This is a genomic window from Rothia sp. ND6WE1A, from assembly GCF_001683935.1.
Lineage (GTDB): Bacteria > Actinomycetota > Actinomycetes > Actinomycetales > Micrococcaceae > Rothia > Rothia amarae.
This window is the reverse complement of record NZ_LXTU01000003.1, coordinates 1-891: the sequence shown is the minus strand read 5'-3', so window position 1 is coordinate 891 and position 891 is coordinate 1. Positions and strand designations below refer to the sequence as shown.

At 35.4% G+C, this 891-nt stretch carries 1 protein-coding gene; it reads left to right on the top strand.

Features of this window, described 5'->3' with window-relative positions; all coding sequences use genetic code 11:
* A partial coding sequence (locus A7E48_RS00770) for an MBL fold metallo-hydrolase (RefSeq protein ID WP_141669318.1) occupies positions 1-891 on the top strand: 891 nt, incomplete at both ends.

Below are 891 nucleotides of genomic sequence, written 5' to 3'. Positions count from 1 at the left end.
CAACAGAACCCACTGGGCAGTGGGTGCAGGATTTTTCTCCACTCAACAAATTAGAACGAGAGAAAATAAATATATCAACATTGTATATGATTGCGGAACCAATAACTCCATAAATTTAGTAGTAAGAGAAGTAGATAAATATGTAAAATATTTTACTGATGAAGTTGATTATATATTTATTTCTCATTTAGATAAAGATCATGTCAATGGACTCGAATACCTAGTAAGTAAATTGAAGAATAAGCCCAAAAAAATATTTTATCCAGCGGTTTCTAATTCAGAAATTTTAATTTTATCCGCTAAATATCATGCAATTCCTTCGAGCCAGCAACCCAACGTGGAAATTCTCGCAAATCTCCAGGAATATTTTTCCAGTTTAGCGGAGCAAGCTGTGCCTGTTTCACCAGAATCTAATGATTACCATGAGATCATCGAATTAGATGAACCTCAACTCGATAATGACATAGAGCCCATTTCCTCAGATTCAGCTCCTTCTCCTAAAGTTTCTTCCTCTTACCCCGATCCGATAATTGATATTTGGACTCTATCTTTTGAATGCTCACTAAAATTATCCAGTCAACAAAATAAGTTCCTTAACTCTCTTGCATCTGAGCTAGGCTATACACGTCTAATTTTTGACAAAAAAATGCTTGATGAAGCCTTTAAACAAAACATCATATTAAAGAGAAAAAAAGAACTAATAAAGGCTTATAAATCAGTGGGAGGAATGAAGAATCTCAATAATACTTCTCTATTTCTCTACTCAGGCATACCTCCTCAAAATCGTAGAAAATTTAAAGTGTTTCGTTCTTTATTTAAATCGTGCTCATGGTGGAATAACATAGCTGCGGGCTGTTGGACACCAGAACCCGGCTGGATTGGGACAGGTGA